Genomic DNA, 561 nt, shown 5'->3' on the forward strand with positions numbered 1-561 from the left:
GGCGTCCGGCGGCAGTTCGGCCACYGCCTCGCGGTAGCTGGCCGGCGAGTGACGCGGCAGCGCCTGCAGGAAGGCGGTGACGGCCCACAGGTCGGCATCGGGCAGCCGCAGCTCCCAGGCCGGCATGCCGCTCATCGTGATGCCGTGGCGGGTGATCCAGTACAGCTCGCGGGGCGCCCAGCGGCGCGCCGCATCGACCAGCGGGCCGGGCAGCGGCTGCATGCTCTTGCCGATGTCGCCTTGCGACACCCCGGGCCCGCCGTGGCACTGCACGCAATGGTCGCGAAAGCACGCGGCACCGCGCGCGAGCTGCTGCGGCCCGGCGGGCGGCGGCAGTTCGACCTGCGCGGCGCGCCGTTGCACCGAGCGCCGCATCGCGGTCTCGAGCAGCGTGTAGACCGGTTGCGTGTGGCTGCGGGTGCCGGACACGTCGTACGCGCCGGTCCAGACGAACAGCGCGGCAGCGGCGCTGCCGAGCAGCGCGGTGACGAGCAGGGTGGCGAGCACGGTTCTCACGATGCCACCCCGCAGGCAAGCGGCAGGCCTTGTGCCGGATGGCGG

General features: G+C 74.5%; 1 protein-coding gene. It reads right to left on the reverse strand.

What is annotated here, in order from left to right:
• The coding region (locus AC1D01_RS38075) for a c-type cytochrome (protein WP_477875188.1) at nucleotides 1-516 on the reverse strand (516 nt) is incomplete at its 3' end.
• Nucleotides 517-561 lie beyond the last annotated feature (45 nt).

The organism is Rhizobacter sp. P3_B12, from assembly GCF_056402895.1.